This is a genomic window from Bacillus sp. MRMR6, from assembly GCF_001940785.1.
GTDB lineage: Bacteria > Bacillota > Bacilli > Bacillales > Cytobacillaceae > Neobacillus.
Genome location: NZ_MSLS01000003.1, coordinates 202,497 through 225,256 on the forward strand (window position 1 = coordinate 202,497; position 22,760 = coordinate 225,256).

The 22,760-nt window shown below is 41.4% G+C and carries 22 protein-coding genes; 9 read left to right on the forward strand and 13 right to left on the reverse strand.

The annotated features are described in order from the left end of the window. Positions 1-431: 431 nt before the first annotated feature. The 6 genes from pdxK (at position 432) to BTR25_RS05275 (ending at position 5,285) form a co-directional block, all read left to right on the forward strand. Complete coding sequence (gene pdxK / locus BTR25_RS05250; protein ID WP_075686844.1) at positions 432-1,271, forward strand: pyridoxine/pyridoxal/pyridoxamine kinase; 840 nt, start codon at positions 432-434, stop codon at positions 1,269-1,271. Between the two features lie 146 nt (positions 1,272-1,417). After that, on the forward strand, positions 1,418-1,768 hold the full coding sequence (locus BTR25_RS05255; protein ID WP_075686846.1) for a YojF family protein: 351 nt from the start codon (positions 1,418-1,420) through the stop codon (positions 1,766-1,768). A 65-nt stretch (positions 1,769-1,833) separates the two neighbouring features. Further along, complete coding sequence (bshB2, locus tag BTR25_RS05260) at positions 1,834-2,505, forward strand: bacillithiol biosynthesis deacetylase BshB2 (RefSeq protein WP_075686848.1); 672 nt, start codon at positions 1,834-1,836, stop codon at positions 2,503-2,505. Between the two features lie 312 nt (positions 2,506-2,817). Beyond that, entirely contained in the window at positions 2,818-3,540 is a 723-nt protein-coding gene (locus tag BTR25_RS05265) for an ABC transporter ATP-binding protein (protein WP_075686850.1), read from the forward strand. After that, on the forward strand, positions 3,537-4,625 hold the full coding sequence (locus BTR25_RS05270) for an ABC transporter permease (protein ID WP_075686852.1): 1,089 nt from the start codon (positions 3,537-3,539) through the stop codon (positions 4,623-4,625). Before BTR25_RS05265 ends, BTR25_RS05270 begins: the two co-directional genes overlap by 4 nt. A gap of 9 nt (positions 4,626-4,634) precedes the next feature. Next, positions 4,635-5,285, forward strand: coding sequence for a TetR/AcrR family transcriptional regulator (locus BTR25_RS05275; protein ID WP_083652243.1), 651 nt, complete (start codon positions 4,635-4,637; stop codon positions 5,283-5,285). Between the two features lie 33 nt (positions 5,286-5,318). Here the strand turns inward: BTR25_RS05275 and BTR25_RS05280 are convergent, their stop codons facing one another. The 3 genes from BTR25_RS05280 to BTR25_RS05290 form a co-directional block, all read right to left on the reverse strand. Continuing rightward, a complete protein-coding gene (locus tag BTR25_RS05280) occupies positions 5,319-6,386 on the reverse strand; it encodes a PQQ-dependent sugar dehydrogenase (RefSeq protein WP_075686856.1) in 1,068 nt (355 codons plus the stop codon). Between the two features lie 22 nt (positions 6,387-6,408). Next, positions 6,409-7,263: a Cof-type HAD-IIB family hydrolase gene (locus tag BTR25_RS05285; protein ID WP_075686858.1), complete on the reverse strand. Its 855-nt coding sequence runs from the start codon at positions 7,261-7,263 to the stop codon at positions 6,409-6,411. 73 nt (positions 7,264-7,336) lie between these two features. Then, positions 7,337-8,002, reverse strand: a complete 666-nt coding sequence (locus BTR25_RS05290; RefSeq protein WP_075686860.1) for a DNA alkylation repair protein — start codon at positions 8,000-8,002, stop codon at positions 7,337-7,339. A 131-nt stretch (positions 8,003-8,133) separates the two neighbouring features. On the opposite strand from BTR25_RS05290, the gene BTR25_RS27425 reads away from it, so the two are divergent. Beyond that, positions 8,134-8,292: a hypothetical protein gene (locus tag BTR25_RS27425; protein WP_175596702.1), complete on the forward strand. Its 159-nt coding sequence runs from the start codon at positions 8,134-8,136 to the stop codon at positions 8,290-8,292. Between the two features lie 41 nt (positions 8,293-8,333). On the opposite strand, the gene BTR25_RS05295 is transcribed toward BTR25_RS27425, so the two are convergent. Continuing rightward, positions 8,334-9,440: a PRK06851 family protein gene (locus BTR25_RS05295; protein ID WP_075686862.1), complete on the reverse strand. Its 1,107-nt coding sequence runs from the start codon at positions 9,438-9,440 to the stop codon at positions 8,334-8,336. 107 nt (positions 9,441-9,547) lie between these two features. Then, the gene (gene ybaK, locus BTR25_RS05300) at positions 9,548-10,027 is read right to left on the reverse strand and encodes a Cys-tRNA(Pro) deacylase (protein ID WP_075686864.1); all 480 of its coding nucleotides are present in this window, start codon (positions 10,025-10,027) and stop codon (positions 9,548-9,550) included. Between the two features lie 396 nt (positions 10,028-10,423). Between ybaK and BTR25_RS05305 the strand changes: the two genes are divergently transcribed. Beyond that, positions 10,424-12,232 carry a TIGR04190 family B12-binding domain/radical SAM domain protein gene (locus BTR25_RS05305; RefSeq protein WP_075686865.1) on the forward strand — a complete coding sequence of 603 codons (1,809 nt, stop codon included), beginning with the start codon at positions 10,424-10,426 and terminating at the stop codon, positions 12,230-12,232. A 69-nt stretch (positions 12,233-12,301) separates the two neighbouring features. Here BTR25_RS05305 and BTR25_RS05310 read toward each other — a convergent pair whose 3' ends face one another. The 8 genes from BTR25_RS05310 to BTR25_RS05345 all read right to left on the reverse strand — a co-directional run bounded on the left by BTR25_RS05310 (position 12,302) and on the right by BTR25_RS05345 (position 21,214). Further along, positions 12,302-13,507, reverse strand: coding sequence for an MFS transporter (locus BTR25_RS05310; protein ID WP_254842631.1), 1,206 nt, complete (start codon positions 13,505-13,507; stop codon positions 12,302-12,304). 211 nt (positions 13,508-13,718) lie between these two features. Continuing rightward, complete coding sequence (locus BTR25_RS05315; protein WP_075686867.1) at positions 13,719-15,581, reverse strand: ABC transporter ATP-binding protein; 1,863 nt, start codon at positions 15,579-15,581, stop codon at positions 13,719-13,721. Continuing rightward, complete coding sequence (locus tag BTR25_RS05320; protein WP_075686869.1) at positions 15,581-17,308, reverse strand: ABC transporter ATP-binding protein; 1,728 nt, start codon at positions 17,306-17,308, stop codon at positions 15,581-15,583. The genes BTR25_RS05315 and BTR25_RS05320 overlap by 1 nt, the downstream gene beginning before the upstream one ends. A gap of 123 nt (positions 17,309-17,431) precedes the next feature. After that, positions 17,432-17,782, reverse strand: coding sequence for an ASCH domain-containing protein (locus tag BTR25_RS05325; protein ID WP_075686871.1), 351 nt, complete (start codon positions 17,780-17,782; stop codon positions 17,432-17,434). 269 nt (positions 17,783-18,051) lie between these two features. Next, positions 18,052-18,849: an ABC transporter permease subunit gene (locus BTR25_RS05330; protein ID WP_075686873.1), complete on the reverse strand. Its 798-nt coding sequence runs from the start codon at positions 18,847-18,849 to the stop codon at positions 18,052-18,054. Positions 18,850-18,870: 21 nt separating this feature from the next. Continuing rightward, entirely contained in the window at positions 18,871-19,668 is a 798-nt protein-coding gene (locus tag BTR25_RS05335; protein ID WP_075686875.1) for an ABC transporter permease subunit, read from the reverse strand. Positions 19,669-19,674: 6 nt separating this feature from the next. Then, positions 19,675-20,559, reverse strand: a complete 885-nt coding sequence (locus tag BTR25_RS05340; RefSeq protein WP_075686877.1) for an ABC transporter ATP-binding protein — start codon at positions 20,557-20,559, stop codon at positions 19,675-19,677. 31 nt (positions 20,560-20,590) lie between these two features. Then, on the reverse strand, positions 20,591-21,214 hold the full coding sequence (locus BTR25_RS05345) for a TetR/AcrR family transcriptional regulator (protein WP_075686878.1): 624 nt from the start codon (positions 21,212-21,214) through the stop codon (positions 20,591-20,593). A gap of 260 nt (positions 21,215-21,474) precedes the next feature. Between BTR25_RS05345 and BTR25_RS05350 the strand changes: the two genes are divergently transcribed. Further along, the gene (locus BTR25_RS05350) at positions 21,475-22,461 is read left to right on the forward strand and encodes a nuclease-related domain-containing protein (protein ID WP_254842632.1); all 987 of its coding nucleotides are present in this window, start codon (positions 21,475-21,477) and stop codon (positions 22,459-22,461) included. Positions 22,462-22,760: the final 299 nt, after the last annotated feature.

Below are 22,760 nucleotides of genomic sequence, written 5' to 3' on the forward strand. Positions count from 1 at the left end.
TTTGTCACATTTTAAAACATGATTACACTAATGTTTAATCAATATCTATGTTATTCTCTTTGCAAAATCTATTGGTGACGTGGGATTGAATATCTCTAGTTTTTTTTGTGTCATTATTGTGGATTTTTTGTGAACTGTGTTGTTAATCACTGTGTTAATAATAGATTCTGGTTTTTTTGTAAGCGATTTCACTAGAATAGTACATAAGTCAATTTCTCTGCGTCTTTAGTACCATCGTACGATGTGTGCCGTTTCATGGAAGTAAGAATTATCACAAATAAGCACTTATATAGTGTTGTAACTGTTAAATGTCATTTTTCTGACAAAAAGAAAACGATTGTTCTTTTTCTATGAACTACTATATTTTGTCGATTGATTTATAATAGTAATAGTGATTTTTTCTATTAATTTCTTCAAGGAGGAGTACATATATGACGATTAGAAAGGTTATGACGATTGCTGGTTCGGATACGAGCGGCGGTGCAGGGATTCAGGCTGATTTGAAGACTTTCCAGGAGCTTTCAGTATATGGAATGACAGCATTAACGACGATCGTAACGATGGATCCAAAAAACCATTGGCACCATAACGTTTTCCCTATTTCTGTTGATACACTTGCAACCCAGATCGAGACGATTCTTTCGGTTGGGATTGACGCGATGAAAACCGGCATGCTTAGCACGGTGGAAATTATTGAATTAACAGCAAGGGTAATTGATGAAAACAAGTTAGAAAAAGTAGTCATTGACCCGGTTATGATTTGTAAGGGTGAGGATGAGGTATTAAATCCAGATACGGCCGATGCAATGCGCGAGCTATTACTGCCCCGAGCATTGGTAGTGACCCCAAATTTATTTGAAGCAGGACAATTAGCTCAAACTGGACCAGTTAAAACATTAGAAGACATGAAGGAAGCAGCCGTAAAGATACATGATCTAGGTGCAAAATATGTTGTCATCAAAGGCGGCAGCAAGCTGCTATCAGAGGAAAAATCCATTGACCTGCTTTATGACGGCAAGGAATTCAGGATTTACGAAACAGAAAAAGTAGATACGACCTATACTCACGGTGCAGGCTGTACCTTCTCATCTGCGATCACCGCAGAGCTTGCAAAAGGAAGTTCTGTATATGAAGCAGTAGACGTAGCGAAGGAGTTTATTACGGCAGCTATTCAAGAAGGCTTCCGCCTGAACGAATACGTAGGACCAACCTGGCACGGCGCCTACCGCAACCCAACAAGCAAAACAGAATACTGCGACGACTGCGAATAACAAACCGTAGAGCCGAATTTAACATTCGGCTCTATTTTTTAGCTAATAAGGCAGAGCTTTCGCTTTTTCCAACTGATTTTAGTATGATAGTTACATTATTAATTACACTAGACTTACAACCCTACTATCGGAAAGGAGGGAGAATTTTGGAGCCAATTAAAGGGACAGACAGCGTCCAAAAAGAAATTGACCGTTTTGCCAAACAGGATGTCTATATCCACCTCGAAACAACAAATGGTGCCTATGCGTCCCATCATGACCAGACCTTCTTTTCAGCAGGTGCACACATTCGTAATGCATTAGTCCGCTATGAACATGGAAAAGTCACTGGAACAGATCCTTATCGAGTTGGTTTAAAAATCAACCTAGGCTGGATTTACGCTGAGGGACTTACCCATTTTGAAGTGGATGACCAGGACCGTTTATTAATGGCAGGCCACGATAATAAAGGTAAACTGGCGGTAGCACTGCAGCTTAGCAGAACGCCGTTTGAATAAGAAAAGCGGAAGCCCCTAGGCGAAGCTGGACAATAAGAAAGCAAAAACCCGAAAGGAGAATGAAAATGGAAAAAGAACGTCATGTTTTGGTTGTCTTCCCTCATCCGGATGACGAAGCTTTCGGGGTATCAGGGACCATTGCCACTCATGTAAAAAATGGAACCCCTGTCACTTATGCCTGTTTAACACTCGGTGAAATGGGACGAAACATGGGGAATCCCCCATTTACAAACAGAGAAAATCTCCCGAAAATTAGAAAAGAAGAATTACTGGAAGCCGCCAGTGTCTTAGGAATTCAAGACCTGCGCATGCTCGGCTACCGGGATAAAACCGTTGAATTTGAAGATGATGAAGAATTATCCAATGTGATGAGTTCGTTAATTACAGAACTAAATCCATCACTTGTCATTACCTTTTATCCTGGTTATTCCGTCCATCCTGATCACGAGGCGACCGGCGCGGCTGTGGTCCGCGCAGTAGAAAAGCTTCCCGCCGCCGCAAGGCCTAAGCTGCACTGTGTAGCTTTTTCAAACAACTGCGTGCAGGAGCTCGGTGAGGCGGACATTATTCACAACATTACACCTGTTGCTGATAAAAAACTTGCCGCAATCCAAGCACACCGTTCACAAACTGAGCAAATGTTTGGTGACGTTACCGAAAAAATAAAAAACCTGGACCCGCAAATGATGGCCTGGATCAACAACGAACGCTTCTGGACCTACAAATTCAACAAATAAAAAAATGGTCAGGCAGAACCTCTGCTTGACCATTTTTCAGTTACCCAAAACACATTGTCATTTTATGAAATGAAGCTGGCCCATTATCTGGTATGCTTTTTTATAGAAAATGGTTAAAAGTCCAAAAGGCTTTAAAATTTGTCCAAAACCATCAAATAAATGACCAAAACCACCAAATAAATGTCCAAACCGATATCTGAATCATAAATGCCTCAAAAAACCACTCGAAAATTGTCCAAAACTTTCTGTTGACCAAAGAAATCCATCATTTATAATAAAAGTGAGTAATCACTCACATATGGAGGTAGTTCTATGACCGCTTCAATTAAGATCAGTCATGTTAATAAACGCTTTGGTAAAACGGATGTGTTGAAAGACATCCATTTCACAGTAGAACAAGGACAGATTTATGGTTTAATCGGCCCGTCCGGAGCAGGAAAAACAACATTAGTAAAAATCATTGTCGGGATGGACCACCCCTCGGAGGGAGAGGTAAAAGTTTTAAATACAGCTGTCCCGAACCTCAAACTCTTACAAAGAATCGGCTATATGGCACAAGCGGATGCCCTTTACAATGATTTAACCGGTGAAGAAAATCTTGCCTTTTTTGCCTCGCTTTTTTCATTAAAAAAAGCAGAACGGCAAACACGAATCCACTATGCGGCTGACCTTGTCAACCTTACCGCCGACCTCAAAAAGCGGGTGCAGGCCTATTCTGGCGGGATGAAGCGCCGTTTATCCCTTGCAGTTGCCCTCATACAGGATCCAGAAATTCTTATCCTCGACGAGCCTACTGTAGGAATTGACCCAGAACTACGGCTATCAATCTGGAAGGAGCTTTACCGCTTACGAGCTGCCGGAAAAACGATATTGGTTACAACCCATGTGATGGAGGAAGCGGAAAAATGTGACCAGCTGGCGATGGTTAGAGACGGCAGCATCCTCATTAGCGGCACTCCAGCAGAATTAAAAAATCAATACGGGATTACCAGTTTAGAAGAGGTGTTTTTACAGGCCGGAGGTGAACGCAAATGAGAGTACTAGCTTTAGTCAAGCGAATCTTCCATCAAATGCTCCGTGATAAACGGGCACTTGCATTAATGATGGTCGCTCCGTTAATCATCCTTACTCTTCTTCATTACTTACTTGCTGCGAATACCGTCATTCCTAAACTAGGCGTTCATGCCGCAGATGACAGCCTTCTCGAACAATTAGCGGACAAAGAAATCGAAATAACAGAATATCAGCAGGTCACAAACCTAGAAGGCATACTGCTAAATGATGAGTTAGATGGGTTTCTGCAAATAAATGGTGAAGAATTCGAACTAACACTGACAAATGCAAACCCTTCGACCACAAAAGCATTGCAAATGAAAATTCAACAGGCACTCTCACAACAGCAAGCCGAGAATTTAACGGAGTTCATTAAGTCCATGCAAACGAAGCTTCCTGGATTAGAAATCGAGCCAATGCAAGCTCCCAAAATCGATACAGTTTATATTTATGGTGGCAGTGACACGGTGTTCTTTGATCAGTTAAGCCCCATTTTAGTTGGATTTTTTGTCTTCTTCTTTGTCTTTCTGATTTCAGGAATTGCCCTATTAAGGGAACGAACTACCGGTACACTCGACCGTCTTATGGCAACGCCGATTCAAAGACGAGATCTTGTATTTGGCTATTTAATGGGGTACGGGTTCTTTGCGATTATCCAAACGATTATTGTCGTCTTCTATGCAGTAAAGGTCCTAGATATTATGTTAATAGGCTCGTTATGGAATGTGATTGTCATTAACTTAACACTAGCTCTTGTGGCTTTATCACTTGGAATTTTATTATCCGCCTTCGCCAACTCGGAGTTCCAGATGATGCAGTTCATCCCTATTGCCATTATTCCTCAGGTCTTTTTCGCAGGGATTTTTCCGGTGGAGGGAATGGCGGAATGGCTTCAGGTGATTGCCCGAATGATGCCGATGTACTATGGCGGCGGTGCTTTAGTAGACGTTATGTATAAGGGACTTGGATTCAGCGATATCCTCAATGAACTACTCGTATTATGGGGCTTTGCCCTTGTGTTTATCGTATTAAATATAGTAGCTTTAAAGAAATACCGAAAAATTTAAGGAGCAGTAATAATGAAGGAAGAAGAATTACTCAAGCAGCTTTTTGATGAAGAGGATGAATTCACGGATAAGCAAAAGAAAATTCTAATGGCTGCCATTGAAATGTTTTCGGAAAAGGGATATGCCGCAACCTCGACAAGTGAGATCGCGAAAAAAGCAGGCGTCGCGGAAGGAACCATTTTTCGCCACTATAAAACGAAAAAAGCGCTCTTAATGTCAATCGTATCCCCGATGATGGCAAAGCTCCTTGCTCCGTTTATTATTCATGACATAAACAAAGTACTAAACACCCCTTTCGAGCAGGCAGAGGATTTTTTGAGAGCGGTGACGGAAAATCGAAGGGATTTTTTAAAAAGAAACCTGCCAATCGTAAAGATTATGCTTCAGGAAATCCCTTTCCAGCCTGAATTGAAGGAGCAATTTCTTGATCATGTAGCAAAAAAGACATTTGAACGATTCACGATGATTATCGAGCAATACCAAAACCAAGGGCAAATCATTGAAATGCCCTCAGCCAGTGCCGCAAGACTCGCATTAACGACCATTTTTGGTTTCTTATTTGCCCGTTATTTGTTTTTGCCAGAGCATCAATGGGACGATGAACAGGAAACAGAGCGGACGATTCAATTCATCCTGCATGGCCTGGCATTAAAAAGCTAAAAAGCATGCTGTCACTTTTGGCAGCATGCTTTTCTATTTTAAATTACTAGCATAGACGCGGTACAATTTATCATCATTTTCGTCAGGATTGCCCCTGCCGTCTGTGTTGTTGCTGACAAAATATAAATAGTCGCCGTCGACAAATACGTCACGGATTCGTCCTAAACCAGTAATCACTGCCTTTGTTGTGTTCTGCTCCAAGTCATACTCCCTAACAGCGTTTCCTCTCAAGGCAGCAACGTATAATTTCCCATTAAGGACAGCCATACCCGAAGGTGCCCACGTTTCATCACCAGAATGAAAAAGCGGTGCCTCCATTCTAGCTTTCGTTTCTGAACCAGAAATGACTGGCCAGCCGTAATTTGCCCCTGGTTTAATCTCGTTAATTTCATCATGTGCCGACTGGCCATGCTCACTTGAGAAAAGCGTTTTATCCATCCAAACTAAGCCTTGGGGGTTACGGTGTCCATAGCTATATACATAGGAATTCTTAAAGGGATTATCATCGGGGATGGTCCCGTCGAAGTTCATTCTAAGGATTTTACCATTTAATGAATGGATATCTTGAGCCCTTTCCGGAACCGTTGCATCACCAGTGGTAATATAGAGTTTTTGATCAGGACCAATCTTCAGTCTTCCTCCATGATGATACGCAGCACTGGGGATCTTGTCTAAGAGGATGTCATTCTCCACCCACCTATTGCTTTCAAACCTAAGCGTAATCACTCGATTAAACTGGTCCTGCTCATTATCCGAATACGTGTAATAGGCAAAGGCCATTTGATTTTCTTGAAAATCAGGGTTTAGAACAAAGCCTAGCAATCCTGCTTCAGCTACCTGTGCCAAAGGTTTTTCTAACTTGACCTGCTGACGCTCCATTTTACCATTTTCGACCTTTACGATACTGCCGGTTCGTTCAGTTAAATAGAAAACCTGGTTCACTTTTTCAATTGACCAAGGGACCTGTAAATTTTCAGCGACAATTTCTATTTCTGGCTGAATAACGATTGCTTCATCCTCCTGCTGCGTTTCTTTTTCAACTAAAGAGCAGCCGGTGAGAAATAGAATGATCGAAATTAATATGGAACTGACTTTGTTCATCCTTCTCTTCCTTTCTTCCAATCTACAGCACTTCTAGAATTGCTTTACCCACGCCGTTCTCATCATTTGTATCAGTGATGACGTCACATAATGATTTTATTTCAAAGCCAGCATTACCCATGGCAACAGCACGGCCCGCCCGCTCAAGCATCGAGACATCATTATAATTATCACCAATTGCCATTGTCTCAGATAAATCAATTCCTCTTGATTTTACAAACTGCTCAAGAGCAATTCCCTTTTGTGCCTGCTTATGTGTAATTTCAATATTATCAAAACCTGAACTGGAAATGGCCAAGTCGGCTAGTTCTTCTAAAGAGCGAGCGGCTGCATGCCGTCTATCTGAATCCTCGGAAAAAGCCAGTAGTTTGTAAATTTGATGGTCTGGGTTAGTAAATAGCAGCTCATAGTCTTCGATCTCATAGACTAAACCTTCACTTACTCTTACTTCTGCAGCAGCGATAATTTTCTCTCGATCGACCTCAGGGTTGGCGCTGACAATAATATCAACAAGCGTGGAAACTGCCCTTTCAAAATCGGTTGTAAATGTCCCTTTGTCCGTGTACACCTCGAAATAAATGTCTTTTTCCATAAGCTTTTCAGCAGCCATCCTAGCTGATGGCTTATCGATCGGAGTAGTTGAAATCACTTCACCTTCTTTTGAGCGTATCTCTGCGCCATTTACCCCAATCACCGGGCAATGTAATTCAGCTTCTTTAAGAACAAATTGAGCTTCCTGATAAGAACGGCCTGTTGCTACGACCACTTCAATTCCCTGTGCCTGCGCTTTTAAAATCGCCTGTTTATTTTCTTCGCTAATTTTTTGCTGAGAATTTAATAATGTCCCATCCATATCTGTTGCGATACATTTAATCATGCTGATCACCCTTTTTCTATGTATTTCTTACTGACATTCTAACATGCTCGTTTCAATTCTTTTGCCATTTTGCTTATGATATATACTTGCTTCCTTCTCTGACACTGAGCGGAGCTAACTGATTTCCGGAAATAAACTGCTTAACTGACTGCGGATTTGTCTTTGAATACTCTCTAAGTGCCCAGCCAATTGCCTTTTGGATAAAAAATTCCTTACTAGCTGCATTTTGTAATATGTACGTATATAACAGCTTTTCATTCGTGCGTTGTTTATATTTTAATTGAAAAAGAATGCTGGCTCTTCTCAGCCAAAAGTCCTCATCGACCGCCCAGCCATCAATCGTTTCCTCTATTACCTCTGGTGACCTGCTGGCGATTTCACCAACTGCCTTTGGAGCGATCATATCCACCGTATCCCACCAAGATTTAGTCGTAATTAACTTTTCAAAGAACGGCAGATCGTCTTTTGTTAATTTCTTCAATGACTTTTCGATATAATCTAACGCAGTATATTGGTATTCTCGTTCATTTTTTTCCCAAAGCTCTAAAACCAGTTCTTTGTTAAAGGGTTCTTTTAACATACCTGTCTCGTTGAAAAACTTTCGGACAAGCGCTCTTCTTTCTGGTGTCTTAATTCCCAAAAAGGGAAACAAATTTCTCATATACCTTTCCATCGGTTCTGCATTTTCTGCATTTCGGTACGCTTCAAACAATGTAATTAACGGTTTAATCTTCTCCACCTAAAATCACCCTTACTTATATTTACCTTATACTTCCAGTTTACTCCTTATCGTATTTGATATCAAAGATGTATAAACGAATTAAGGGATGCCAAACTATGATTAGCTTGGACGAAAGGAGCTTTTTATCCATGACGAAGAAATATAATAAAGGCAGTAACAATCAAAATTCTCCCACAGCAGGACATGCCGAAGCGGAATTTTCTACTGAATTTGTCAGCGGCGATAATAGCAAAGGCAATAAACGCAATCAAAAAAGCCAACAGAGCAAAACGAATCCACATCAATAAAAAAAGAAGCAGGCTTTCATTTAGAAAAGCCTGCTTCCCTGTTATTGTCCACTATTAACTGCCCCTAAACTCCTAATTTCTTCCGCTATTTTTTGCTGGATATTTTCAACAACTGAAAAGTCCATCGCAGAAACATAAATCGCTTCTAGCTCATCATGAAGCTCTTTTGCCTTTGCTAAAAAGGAAATCGCCTTCTTCATATTTTTCTTATAACTCTCTGCAATCGGGGCAATTTGATCAGCATAAATCTCATCCGTTCCTGGGGCGATGATCAGCTCATACATATCAATGATTTCATCACCAGCACGGCTTGGGAAGTACTCATGCGGGGCTGTACTGTCAAAAATCGCAATACCGAGCTCTCTAAAAATAACCATATCTAAACTATTCGGGTCAAACCCGCAATGGTAAACTTCACTATCGATTCCTCGTGCTTCAGCAGCTGCAGCCAGTTTTTTCAACATGGTGGATTTACCGGATCCTGGGCGGCCCTTAATAAAATAGCGCTTTGCCACACCCTCCGTCAAATTCGGGACAAAATCGACCGCACCTTTTGGGGTTGCAGCCCCTAGGAAACGATGGCGGACGTCAGACACTTTATTTAATTTAATCTTTCCAAAGAACGACTCCATCAGCTTTTTCGTCAGCTGGTCAGCCTTTTCAAAATCCATGTTATCAATGTAGATTTTCTCCCAATCATCGTGAACATCCAAGGCTGTTTTGAAGGTGGAATAGGCTTGCTTAAACGAATGGCTGATTGCATTTGTTAAACGATAAATCTCCTTTTTATGGGCTGAGAGCTTACGGGCATCCCACGCCTCCCCAAGGTTAATATACTCTTCCACAGCTCCGGGTGCTTTCGGTTCAATGACATGCGGCGCTGTTCCATCAACAATTCCCACCTTTAGCGCGGGAATCAGTACCCCATCAACCGACTCATTATCTGATGAGCAGTGTAAAAACTCAATATCATAGCCCTTTTTAACCCACTCTTCCCCGACCTTTTTCATTAACGAGGATTTTCCCGTCCCCGGTCCACCCTTCAAAATAAACAAACGATCCAGTCCTTGAAGATTCGATTCATAAAGGCTATGAAAACCTCGTGCTGTATTGCCGCCAGCATAATAATTTTTTATTTTCCCTGCCACTGGACAAACACTCCTTTATTGGCTAATTACTGTTGAAATGGGTAGATTTCTTTACACACTATCATATGCAGCAGCCTTTTATAGGTGAATGCCTAGTCAGCAGTTCGTTATTTTTTGCAGATAACGACCGTTTCCGCCTTGGAAAGGGAGATTAAGTCCTCCGGTTTCAACACCATTTGTACGCCTATTTTTCCTGCACTCACGACCATTTCATTGATATCCAAGCAGCTTTCATCTATAAACGTCTTATACTCCTTTTTCATTCCAATCGGAGAGCAGCCACCGCGAATATAGCCCGTCCATTTTTGAATATCCTTCACCGAAATCATCTCGACGTTCTTTTCTCCTGCCGCTTTTGCCGCTCTTTTCAAATCCAGCTCAGCCTCTACCGGAATAACGAACACATATATACCTTTGCTTGCCCCTTGCGCAACAAGGGTTTTATAGACCTCCTTTGGATCCTTGCCAATTTTTCCTGCAACGGAAATACCATCTGTTTTCCCATCCTTATGGTCATAAGTGATGACCTCATGGGCGATCTTTTTTGCATCTAGAATTCGTAGCGCATTTGTTTTAACCTGTGCCATTTTTTAACATCCTTTTTTGTTTCTATTTTAACAAACATTCTTTTAATTGCTAGGAATCCTGTTTTCGGGCTTCATGAACCTTCCATGAGGACCGTAATTGCTGAGGTAGCCTGTTTTCGGTCCTCATGAACCTTCCAGGGGGGCCTTACTTAGAAAAACCCTTCTGCAAACTACCTGCATTTACACGGAATATCCACATTACTGTCACCCGTTTGTCACTCTATCAAACATTAATTATAGTAAACTAAAGATAGTTAGAAGTTTCCAATTAGAGCTGAAATGAATTTGACCAATTTTCCAGTTTGTCATCGTTATTTCGGTAAAAACACATGTGAAGTTATTCACAATAAATACTATAAATATTATTATTCTGATATAGAAAAGGGTGGCTTATGAATGAAATATGATTTAGTCCTTTTACACGCACCCAGCGTTTACGATTTTAGAAAGAATTCCCTGCTTGCAGGCCCTATTAGTGATGTTGTACCATCATCACCGGTTTTTGAAATGTACCCGATTGGCTTAACCAGCATCGCTGACTACCTAGAAAGGTACGGACTTCGCGTTAAAATTATCAATATCGCAAACAGAATGCTGATGAGTGAGAACTTTGATGTTGAAGCAAAACTAAGAAAAATTAAAACGCGGGCATTTGGAATCGACCTGCACTGGCTTCCGCATGCACACGGCAGTATCGAGCTTGCAAAAATCGTTAAAAGGCTTCATCCTAATACCCCGATGATTTTCGGCGGATTATCCGCTACTTACTATCATAAGGAATTAATTCAATATCCCTTTATTGATTTTGTTATGAGAGGCGATTCAACTGAAAAGCTGATGCTGCTGCTCATGAATAAATTAGAAGTCGGCAACACGCATTATGTTGATATTCCAAATTTAACGTGGAAGAAAGGATCAGAGGTTGGCTATAACCCGATTACCTATGTACCAAAGGATTTAAATGACATCGATGTCCCAGGTTACCGTTATACCGTCCGCTCTGTGTTTAAATATCGAAATTTCCTAGACCCGCTCCCTTACAATGGCTGGCTGCAATACCCTAATACAGCCTTACTCACAGCAAGAGGCTGCTCGCAAAACTGTCTGATTTGCGGCGGTTCAAAGGATGCGTATGAACAAAACTGCGGAAGAAGTTCTCTTGCATTAAGATCACCAGAAAAGCTGGTGGAAGACATTCAGTTTATTTCACGATTTAGCCGCGCACCGATTTTTATCCTTCATGACCTGCGTCAGGGCGGCCGTGAATATGTAAAAGAGTTTTTCAGCCGTCTTAAAAAGCTAAACCTTAAAAACGAAATGGTATTTGAATTATTCCAATATGCCGGCGAAGAGTTCTTCCAAATGATGAATGACAGCTGTCCAAAGTATAGCATTGAAATCACCCTTGAAACACATGATGAAAAGATTAGAAGATACAACGGTAAATTTAATTGTACAAATCCCAAAGTGATTGAAACGCTAAACTTTGCATTAAGACATGGTGCTAAGAAAATCGATTTATTCTTTATGACAGGCATACCAGGTCAAACGTACCAAAGTGCCATCGAGAACATTGATTTCTGCGAAAAAATTCACCTGGCTTGTAATAAAGACCCAAGGATTTTCTATTTTGTTGCACCGCTTGCACCTTTCCTTGACCCGGCAAGCCCAGCCTTTGAAAATCCAGAACTGCATGGATATAAAAAGTTCTGTCATACGCTTGAAGACCACCGCAAGGCCATTACTCAGCCTTCTTGGAAGCATATGCTCAGCTATGAAACCAAACAGATGACGCGTGATGATATTGTCAATTCAACTTATGATTCTGCACAATTGCTGAACGACTTTAAATTAAAATACCGCCTCATCGATCAGGCAGGCTATGATGAAATCAAAGGGAAAATCATTAAATCTCAGGCCTATATCGAAAAAATTGACCATGTCCTTGCTCTTCCGGAAGCTGAACAGCAAATAGAATTAGCTAAGATTCAAAAAGAAATTGAAGAGCTGAATAAATATAGTATCTGCGGCAAGAACGAATTGAAGTGGGAGGTACAAAAGAACTATGCAAACTTCTTCTCCCTTGCATTGGTTGGTTTAGAGCAGCTTTATGAGGAATATGCAACCAAATTCAAACATGCCTTGCAGCCAAAGCTTCGCCAGCAATTCAAACTAGATACTGAGCATCAAAAGGCAGAAATGTAAGAAAGCGCAAGCGCCTTGTAAAAAAAACGTGCGGCAGTTCAATGCCGCCCGTCTTATTTTTTGTAAAAACTATGCTAATTCTTGACTCTTTGTTTCTTTTCCTAAGAACAGTACGGTAAAAGCCCCGACTAGAATAGCTATGCAAAAGATCGTAAAAATTGAAGCTATTGGCAGGTTCTGAGTTACCATATATCCAACCAGCAATGGACCGAGGACACCGCCTAAACGGCCGAAGGAAGCAGCCATTCCCGATCCAGTAGCACGGATAACGGTCGGATACTGTTCCGGAGTGTAGGTGTACAATCCGCCCCAGGCCCCGAGGTTAAAGAAGGATAACAAGATTCCCGAGGTCATTAATAATGCAGTCGTATCCGCTGTCCCAAATAAATAGGCACTAGCTGCTGTTCCAAGTAAATAAACTACTAATACAAACTTCCGCCCGAACTTCTCAATCGCCCATGCCGCTGTAAAGTAACCCGGCAGCTGTGCTAACGTCATAATCAAGACATACTCAAAGCTTTTGATTAAACTAAAGCCCTTCATCACCATCACACTCGGCAGCCATAAAAACATTCCATAATAGGAGAAAACCACACAGAACCAAACAATCCAAAGCATCGTCGTCTGGCGGCGGTATTCACTCGACCACAACTTGGCAAGACTTTGAAAAGCAGAAATTTTCTCCTTTTGCTTAATGGCCTCGTAGCGGGGGGAGTCTGGTAAACCAACACGCAAATATAAGGCGTAAAAGGCAGGTGCAGCACTAATTAACAAGGCAACCTCCCAACCATACCTCGGGATAATGAAATAAGAAATAATGGCTGATAACAGCCAGCCTGCTGCCCAAAAGCTCTCTAACAGGACGACCACTCTTCCGCGTTTATCTGCTGACACTGTTTCAGATACAAGTGTCGATGCAACCGGAAGTTCCCCTCCAAGACCCATCCCAATGACAAATCTTAATAACAGAAAAACCGTTAATGAGGTCGCAAATGCGGAAACACCACTGCCTACTGAAAACAATAACAGCGTGATGATAAAAACATTTTTCCGGCCAATTCGGTCTGCCATAATCCCAAAGACTAAAGCCCCGACCGCCATCCCGATCGAATTAACACTGCCGATCCAGCCCATTTGTGCGGCAGACAGATCCCAATCTACCCTTAAAGCAGCAATGATAAAGGAGAGCATCCCCACATCCATCGCATCAAACATCCAGCCCATCCCGGCAACCCCAAGTAGCTTCCGGCTGGAAATCTCTTTATTCTTCTTCATCAAAACCCTCCTGTAAAAACCCAATAGTAATATAATTCCCGAAACCAACAGTTTTACATAATTACATCATGACCTTCTTTAAACATCAAAAAGAGAGAGTAACCATTCTCCTCTCTCGTAAAAACCTTTTATTATTTACCAGACACATTCATTAATAAAATACTACAATACTTTATGACTGGCAAAACAAATTATTTAAAAAATCTAATCACTACTCTACAGCGATTTCGACATTCTTAAATTGGTTGATGAACATTTCTCTATATTTTCCCTCGCTCTTCATTAACTCAGCATGACTTCCCTGTTCGACTACCTCCCCATGGTTAATCACCATAATCGTGTCAGCATCACGGATGGTATTTAAACGATGGGCAATAATGAAACTGGTCCGTCCCTTCATTAAGGTCAACAACGCCTCTTGAATATGAAGCTCCGTGCGTGTGTCAATGCTGCTTGTGGCCTCATCTAATATGAGAACAGCAGGATGAGCTAAAATAACCCTGGCAATCGCCAGTAACTGCCGCTGCCCCTGGCTGAGGTTTCCGCCATTTTCTGATAGGAGGGTATCATACTGCTTAGGCAGACGTTTTATAAACTTGTCGGCATTCGCCATTGCGGCTGCCCGCATCACTTCTTCCTCTGTTGCCTCTGGGTTCCCATACATAATATTTTCTCTGATCGTCCCGGAAAACAAATACGTATCCTGAAGAACAAAGCCAAAGCTTCTTCTTAAACTATCACGTGTGTATTCTCTAATATCACGTCCATCAAGCAGGATTCGGCCTCCGGTCGTGTCATAGAATCGGGTAAGGAGATTAACGATTGTCGTTTTACCTGCTCCTGTTGGCCCCACTAACGCTGTACTGCTGCCAACCTCTGCTTCAAAACTAACGTTTTTCAAAATCGGTACGTCTCTCCGGTAACCAAAGCTGACATTTTCAAATACCACATGTCCTCGAGGATTTACTAGCTCAATTGCCCCCTCGATATCTTCAGGTTCCTCCTGCTCATCTAGAACCTCAAATACGCGTTCCGCCCCGGCTACACCTGCTTGAAGCATATTAAAAATATTTGCCAAATCATTCAGCGGCCTAACAAACTGTCTGGAATAAGTGATAAAGCTGGCAATAGCTCCTACCGTAATCACATTGTCAACCGCTAATAAACCGCCGATTACCGCCACCATAGCAAACCCTAAATTGTTAATAACGTTCATAATCGGCATTAGAAATCCAGACCATATTTGTGCCTTAAGGCCGACATCACGAAGTTTTTTGTTTACCTCTTCAAACTCTGAAATCACCTTTTCTTCATGGTTAAACGCCTTCACGACATGAATTCCAGAGATCGTTTCTTCAATATGTCCGTTCAGCTTACCTAGCTGAACCTGCTGTGCTTTAAACAGAACACTCGTCCTTTTAGCAATTGTCTTTGTTAAGAAGAAGACGAGAGGAACCGTAACTAAACTTGCGAGCGTCAAAATCGGGCTCAAAACAAGCATCATCACTAATGAACCCGCAATCACAATGACACCCGACATCAACTGCGTAGTGGACTGAGAGATCGTATTGCTGACGTTATCAATATCATTTGACAGCCGGCTCATCAGCTCTCCATGTGTACGAGAATCGAAAAAGCTGACAGGCAGCTTTTGAAGCTTTTGAAATAATGCACCACGCAGCCGCTTCACGATACGCTGTGAAACACCTGCCATCAGCCATCCTTGTAAAAGGTTTAACACCGCATCTAATAAAAAGGCAGTAATTAAAATAAAAAGCATCACTTGAAGCAGTCCAAAATCCACACCCTGTGAGTCTAGATTAATCGCATCCACTGCCTTACCAATTAAAAAAGGTGCCAGCAAGGTGAGTGCAGAGCTAATGCCGATAAAAATAAAAACAACAAGCAGCATTCTTTTTTCATTTCCAAAGTAATGCCACAGCCTCTTCATCGTTTCCTTGAAGTTTCTCGGCTTCACCACCGGACCTCTTTTATGAGCACCTCCGAAGCCTCCTGGTCTTCCAGGAATAGGCGGCGGCGTGGAAGTTGGTTGATTTTGACCTTCCTTTGACATTAGCGCACCTCCTTGCCCATCTGAGATTGGTAGATTTCTTGATACACTTTACAGCCTTTTAGCAAATCCTCATGCTTGCCCACACCAGTAATTTCACCATGGTCCATGACGACAATTTTATCGGCATCAATCACAGACGAAATTCGCTGAGCAATAAGCAAACAGGTCAGGCTTTTGGCATATTTTTTTAATCCTTCTTTTATTTTCGCTTCTGTTGCGACATCCACTGCACTTGTACTATCATCCAAGATTAAGATTTCAGGGTTTTTAATCAATGCCCGGGCAATTGATAATCTTTGCTTTTGACCGCCGGAGAAATTGACGCCCCCTTGGCCAATTCTCGTTAAATAGCCTTCAGGAGAATCAGAAATAAATTCATGAGCACCAGCGATTTCTGCTGCCGCTATTAACTCTTCCATACTTGCTTGTTCATTGCCCCATTTAATATTTTCCTCTACTGTTCCTGTGAAAAGGGTTGTTTTTTGCGGAACAATGGCAATCTTTTCTCTTAACCTTTTTGGATTCACGCCCCTGATGTCTTCTCCATCAACCTTAATCGTTCCCTCGGTCGTGTCATAAAAACGTGGAATCAACCCCACCAACGTACTTTTCCCCGAACCAGTAGAACCAATAATACCAACGGTCTCACCTGGTAAAATCCCCAGATTAATATTTTTTAAGATTGCTTCATCACTCGAACCCTCATAGAAAAAGGTCACATTTTCAAAGTCAATCCTTCCTTTTTGCGATTCAACCACATGATTCTCTTCCTTCCAGGTCAACTGGTCCTCTTCGGCAAACACCTCGCCAATTCTGACGCTTGAGGTTTTTGCCCGCACAAACATCGTGAACACCATTGAAATCATCATTAAAGAAAAAAGAATCTGTGTCATATAGTTGATAAACGCCACAATACTTCCAACCTGTATAGTGCCGTTATTGACCCCAAAGCCACCGATCCAGAGAACAGCAACAATCCCAAGGTTGACGGTCAGCATAATTGCAGGGCCAAACACCGCCATTAATCTCGCGGCAGCAACGGATTGCTCCATAAAATGCTCATTTGTTTGATCAAACTTATTAATCTCTACATCAAAGCGGTTAAACGCCTTTACGACACGCACGCCTGAGAGGTATTCCCTCATCACACCATTCACACGGTCCAGTGCCTTCTGTACGCGGGCAAAGCGCGGAAATCCAAGCCGTAGGTTCATGACAATAAATACTGCAACCACTGGTACCACAACCGCAAGGACGACCGCAAGCTGAATGTCGAGCCTCGTGGCCATAAATAAGCCGCCGATCGCAATTAACGGAGCTTTAACAAAGATCCTCATCAGGCCATTGGCAAAGACCTGTACCTGTGTCACATCATTTGTCAGCCGGGTGATTAAAGAGGCCCGTTCAAATCGATCGAGATTATTGAATGACAGACTTTGTATTTTTTTATATAAATCCGATCTTAACTCCGTACCAAAGTTTTGCGAGACAATGCTGGCCATAATGCTTCTGCTTGAAGCAGCGAGAGCCCCGAAAAGGGTAATCAGCAGCATTACGCCGCCCATTTTCAGCACATAGCTGATATCACGGCCAGCAACACCTACATCAATAATCTTTGCCATAATTGTCGGCATCAGCAAATCACTGATGGCTTCAAAGGTTAAAAATAACACCGCTAAACTAAACATCTTCCAATACTTTTTTATGTATTTTGATAAAAATTGCATGACCCTCTCACCTCTGCCTCATACATCATGTAGGAATTTTTTGACTATTTCGATACCCGTATTATAGCAAAAAAAAATAAGCATGTGCCTTTTATTAGGAAGGCTACATGCTTAGGGTTTATTTTATTCCTGAACAGGGCGAAATTCATGGACCCAGACACGCATTTGCGGTAACCACGGCATTCCTGGATGATAGGAAAGGATTGCTTCCTTATATTCTTCAACCGTAGGGTAGCCCTCGCGGCGTACATCTTCGTCTGTCAGTTCACCTAATGATTGTGAATACACGCGGTCAACGACGAACTCGCGGCCTTCAAGCGTCATAATTTCGCCCGGATCGGCATATCTGCCATTTCGGCGCGTTGCTGTTTTTTCACCTGTTAGGACTTTCTGTACATCAGCTTTCATCGTAACTAAACGCTCAATCGAGCATGTTTTTGGCGGTAACGTTTGGTTTTGATTTTCTGTAGACATCATTATTCCTCCTTTTACAATATCACTATTCATATTAACACTATCAGTACGTTATTAAAAATTTGGCTGTGTTATTGTTTCGTGTTGATTTTTGCGAAAGTTTTCTCCCTTTCCGCAGGCTCACCCGTGAGCCTCCTCGGTCGTGCCGACCTGTGGGGTCTCACCTGGCTCGTGTTCCTGCAGGAGTCTCGCAAATTTCACAAAAATCATAATCAACATTCACCTTTAACACAGCCAATAATTAAAAGAACAAGCTGGATGGCTTGTTCTTAGACGTTTAGATCTCTTTTTTGGTAAGCTGTGTAGGTTACAATAGACAGTGTAGCGATGATGAGTATTGAGATGATGATAAAGATGGGCTCGAACCCGCCTCCATACATGACATTTTTTGCTTCGAAATACTTAAAAGGTGTAAGGTATTTTAAGCTCTCTATTGTTTCATTTAAATCAATGGCAACGGATAAGATATAGGTCAGTAACAGAATTCCAGTCGTAATCGATGCTGCTGTCTTAGGTCGCTTCTTAACCGCGGCAATAGAGCTTCCGACGACCAAAAATACGAGCTGCAGAATAAATAGTCCTGCCATTGTAATCGCAATTTCCCCGCTTACGGCTTCACCTTTGCTATAATTCCCGACAATGATAATAGATGATAAAAATGCAACGAGATTTAATATGATGATATTCATAAATGCAGCTAATAATTTCGCCGTAATAATCTGAATTCTCGAAATCGGCTTTACAAATAGGAACTCCGACGTTTTATCCCGCTCTTCTTTTGCAATAATCGTTGCTCCTAACATGGCTGCATGGATGGTTCCCATTAATAACAAATAGATAAACAAAATTCCGTAATATCCGCTAGCTTTCGATAAATCCAAGGTACCGACTCCCAGCACCACCTGAATCGCTTTTGGCATTTGCGCCATCATATCGTTCATTGATTGACCTGAAGACGAGAGCCCCGCATATTTACTCATCCCTGACGTTACCATAAGGATCATACCAATGCTCCAAATGATCAGCGACTTGCGGTGGGACTTCATTTCTTTTATAAAAATATTCATCACTGACTCCTCCGTTTCGCACTAAACCGCGTGGATGTCCTTGTTTCGATACACAAAATAACTTGCGCCAATCGCCATTATTATGAATACCAGCCCGACAATCAAAAATGATGCTTCATAGCTGGAGTTTTCCATAATATAAGCAGGTTCAAAGTATCTAAATGGTGAAATATACCGCTTTGCTTCATCACCAGTTGTTGAACTAATCATCCCTAGAAAATAAAAAGCAAACACTGTACCAAGGGAAATCGACAATACCGATTTAATTTTAGGAACAAGGACACTAATGATGATTCCCAGTGCTAGAAAAATCAACTGGATAAAAAACATCGTAAGTGAAAGCAGCAAGAAAATACTGTAGCTAAAGTCCTCTGTTTTCGTTTGAAAGGCCATAAAGCTGGCGGCAGCAATATAGAATATGTTCGTAATCATAAGCGATACTAGTGCAGCCAATAATTTATTTGTTAGAACTGCCGTCCTTGTTACTGGCTTTGTTAACAAAAAATCTGCCGTCTTTTCGCGAACTTCCTTACTAACAATTGAAGTACCTAAATTCATTGCCTGTATTGCTCCTGAAAGAGTGATAAAGGTCAATGCATAAGTATAATATCCTAGAATCGAAAAGAAATTTTCAAGATTGATTCCAAAAGCATCTCTCACTGCCTGCGGATAGCCTTCTAGTAGTTTCGTGAAGTTCTCTGCATCCTTTGAAAAAGCAGGGAACATCGACATAAATAGAACGACTATGAGCATTAGCGCTACTGACCAAATGATCGTTGACTTCCGATATGCCCTCATTTCATGCAAAAAAATATTCATCGCCGCTTATGCCTCCTTTTCGTAGTAATGCATAAAGATCTCTTCAAGATCTGGCTCTTCAATCCATAGATTGGTAATTTCAATATCAGCGATTTTCTTCATCACGGTATTAACATTTCCCTTAAATAAGAAGCTTGTGATATTATCCTTTCTTTCAAGCTTATTAACCCCACTAATCGTAAAATAGTCAAAATCGAGCGGTGAACTCGTTTCAATTTTAAACTTTTTATAGGTATTTTCTTTTAAAGTACTAATTTTCTCAACCGTAACGATTTTGCCTTCTTTAATAATCGCAACACGATTACATAAGCGCTGTACTTCGCTTAATATATGGGAAGAAAATAGAATGGTCGCCCCATTCTTATTCTCCTTCTCAAGCAATTCAAAGAATTTCTGCTGCATTAACGGGTCTAACCCGCTCGTCGGCTCATCAAGAATAATCAGCTTCGGTGAATGCAGTAACCCTTGCACAATACCGACCTTCTTTTTATTTCCCAGAGAAAGATCATCAATTTTTTTATTAAGATCGAGATCCATCACGTTTGCTAATTCTAGGATTCTCTTACTGCAATCCTTTTTATAAAAGCTAGCTGAATAGTTTAGCAGGTCCTTTACTTTCATATTGTCATAATAAAAGACTTCAGATGGCAGGTAGCCAATTTCCTTCTTAATCTCCGGTGCGAATTTAACCGTATCCTTGCCAAAAATCGTTGCACTGCCACTCGTTGGGTAGATGAGTGAGAGCAGCGTCCGGATGGTCGTTGACTTACCAGCACCATTTGGACCAATGAATCCAAAGATTTCTCCTTCTTCCACGTTGAAACTAATATCAGATATCCCGCGTGCTTTTCCGTAAGTCTTAGTAAGGTTTTTAATCTCGATTACATTCATTCGTGAGACCTCCCTGTTTTTGTGACTAGCTCTACTTATAAAAGCATGTTTTTAACATCTCGATGTATTCTTCTGATTCTTTAAAAACCGCATCATAGTCCATTTCGTGATTGGGTGACAGTTTTGCCTTGTACATAGCCTCTTCGCCTAATTTTTCAAAGGTCCAAGTGATAATCTTTAGGGCTTTTGTGATATCCATTTCTTCTTTAAATTTTGTTACGTCAATTCCTTCATATATGCGGTTGACATTAATGTCTGTAAATTCTTTCTTCCTCTTATCTAACTCCGCCTTTACCTCTCTGGACTCCTCCATATAAGCTATTTCGATAAACTTAAAAAGCTCCGGATATTCCTTGAGCACATCCATTTTCACCATTGAAACGCGATGGATTCTGACAAAAAAATCAGAATCACTTAGGTCAATTTTTTTATAAATTTCCTCTGTTAGAACCTCCATAAAATAGTCATAGAGAAATAAGTAAAGCTGCTTTTTATTTTGAAAGTAATGAAATAATAATCCCTTTGAAATTCCTGCTTCTTTGACTATTTCATTTGTAGAGGCACGATCGTATCCTTTCTGTGCAAATTCCTTCATTGCTGCATTGACAATCCGATTCTGCTTTTCTTTATCTAAGTTGAAAAACTTTGAAAACATACTAATGCCCCTTTCGTGTTTGTTGGTGTGTTTGATTGTTGTGTTTGTTGTTGTGTTTGATTGTGGGTTTTGTGGGTGGTTTGTTTGTTCGTTTGTTCTCGTTGACCACTTGAGTCAATTACAGTATATTTCTTTTGACCGTTATGGTCAATCTCAATCTGTTGTCTAAATATGACAAAAATATTAACTCCTCTCAAATCGGGTAGTAGGAATAGGGCCAGTATGCTACGATGCAGGTGATTCTAATTTTTCGGAGGTGAATGTATATTAATCTAAAAGATTGTTCTGAATCGCTAACCTTACATGGTTTAAATGCAGTACAAAGCAGGATAGATCCGGAGCACCCTATGCTGCCTGTTTTTGATAGCAAGAGGGCTTCGGTTGAAGCAGGGATTGGCGGGGAAAAAAGAGTAGTAGAAATTTTCGATAAATACACCTTTCCTTTTAAAAACAACATCATCCACGGTTTATCACTCGCCTCTGACACCCTATTTCAAATAGACCATTATTTTTTTACGCCCTATTACGGCTTGGTCCTCGAAACGAAAAACATTGGCGGAAGTTTAGAATTTAAAGACAATCCTCCGCAACTCGTTGCTACGAAAGAACATGGCCAAATAAGCTCCTTTGAAAGTCCAGTCGTACAACTTGAGCGCAATCTTGAGCTTTTGACCGCCTGGTTGCACAACCGAAATATCCACCTTCCTCTTTATGGCGCCGTTGTCTTAGCTTATCCTAAACAAATTGTAAGTGTTCCGCCCGTTAACACCACTCTTCTTTTTCCAAATACGATCCCGCCGTTCATCAACAGCTTACCCCTGAAGGACAGGAAGTTGGATGCTGATGCCTTTCAATGGCTATCTGCTGAGCTAGTTAGAAGTCATCGTCCCTACATCCCCAAACCGATTTGCGAATCCTATCAAATTCCTTCTACAGATATCTTGCCAGGAGTCAGGTGTGCAAACTGCGGTAAAATCGGCATGATTAAACTTCCTAGAACCTGGCACTGCCGATTTTGTGAGGTGAACGATAACAAAGCACATATCAGGGCTCTATGGGAGTGGTCTTTGATCTGTAAAAAGACAATTACTAATAGGGAGTGTCGGGAGTTTTTGCAGATTGAGGATAAATACACTGCACATCGAATTTTGAGTAGTATGAATCTAAGGCGTACCGGAACATTTAGAAACCGTTCATATTATTTAGACCTGAATAAAAGTTTTTACTTTTCACCTAGTAAAAGATGAGCACAACTAATTCCGGCTATCCGCAACTAATTCTAGCCATCCGCAACTAATTCCGGCTATCCGCAACTAATTCTAGCTATCCGCAACTAATTCTAGCCATCCGCAACTAATTCCGGCCATCCGCAACTAATTCTAGCCATCCGCAACTAATTCCGGCYATCCGCAACTAATTCYRGCCATCCGCAACTAATTCTAGCTATCCGCAACTAATTCCGGCCATCCGCAACTAATTCCGGCCATCCGCAACTAATTCCGGCCATCCGCAACTAATTCTCGGCTATCCGCAACTAATTCCGGCC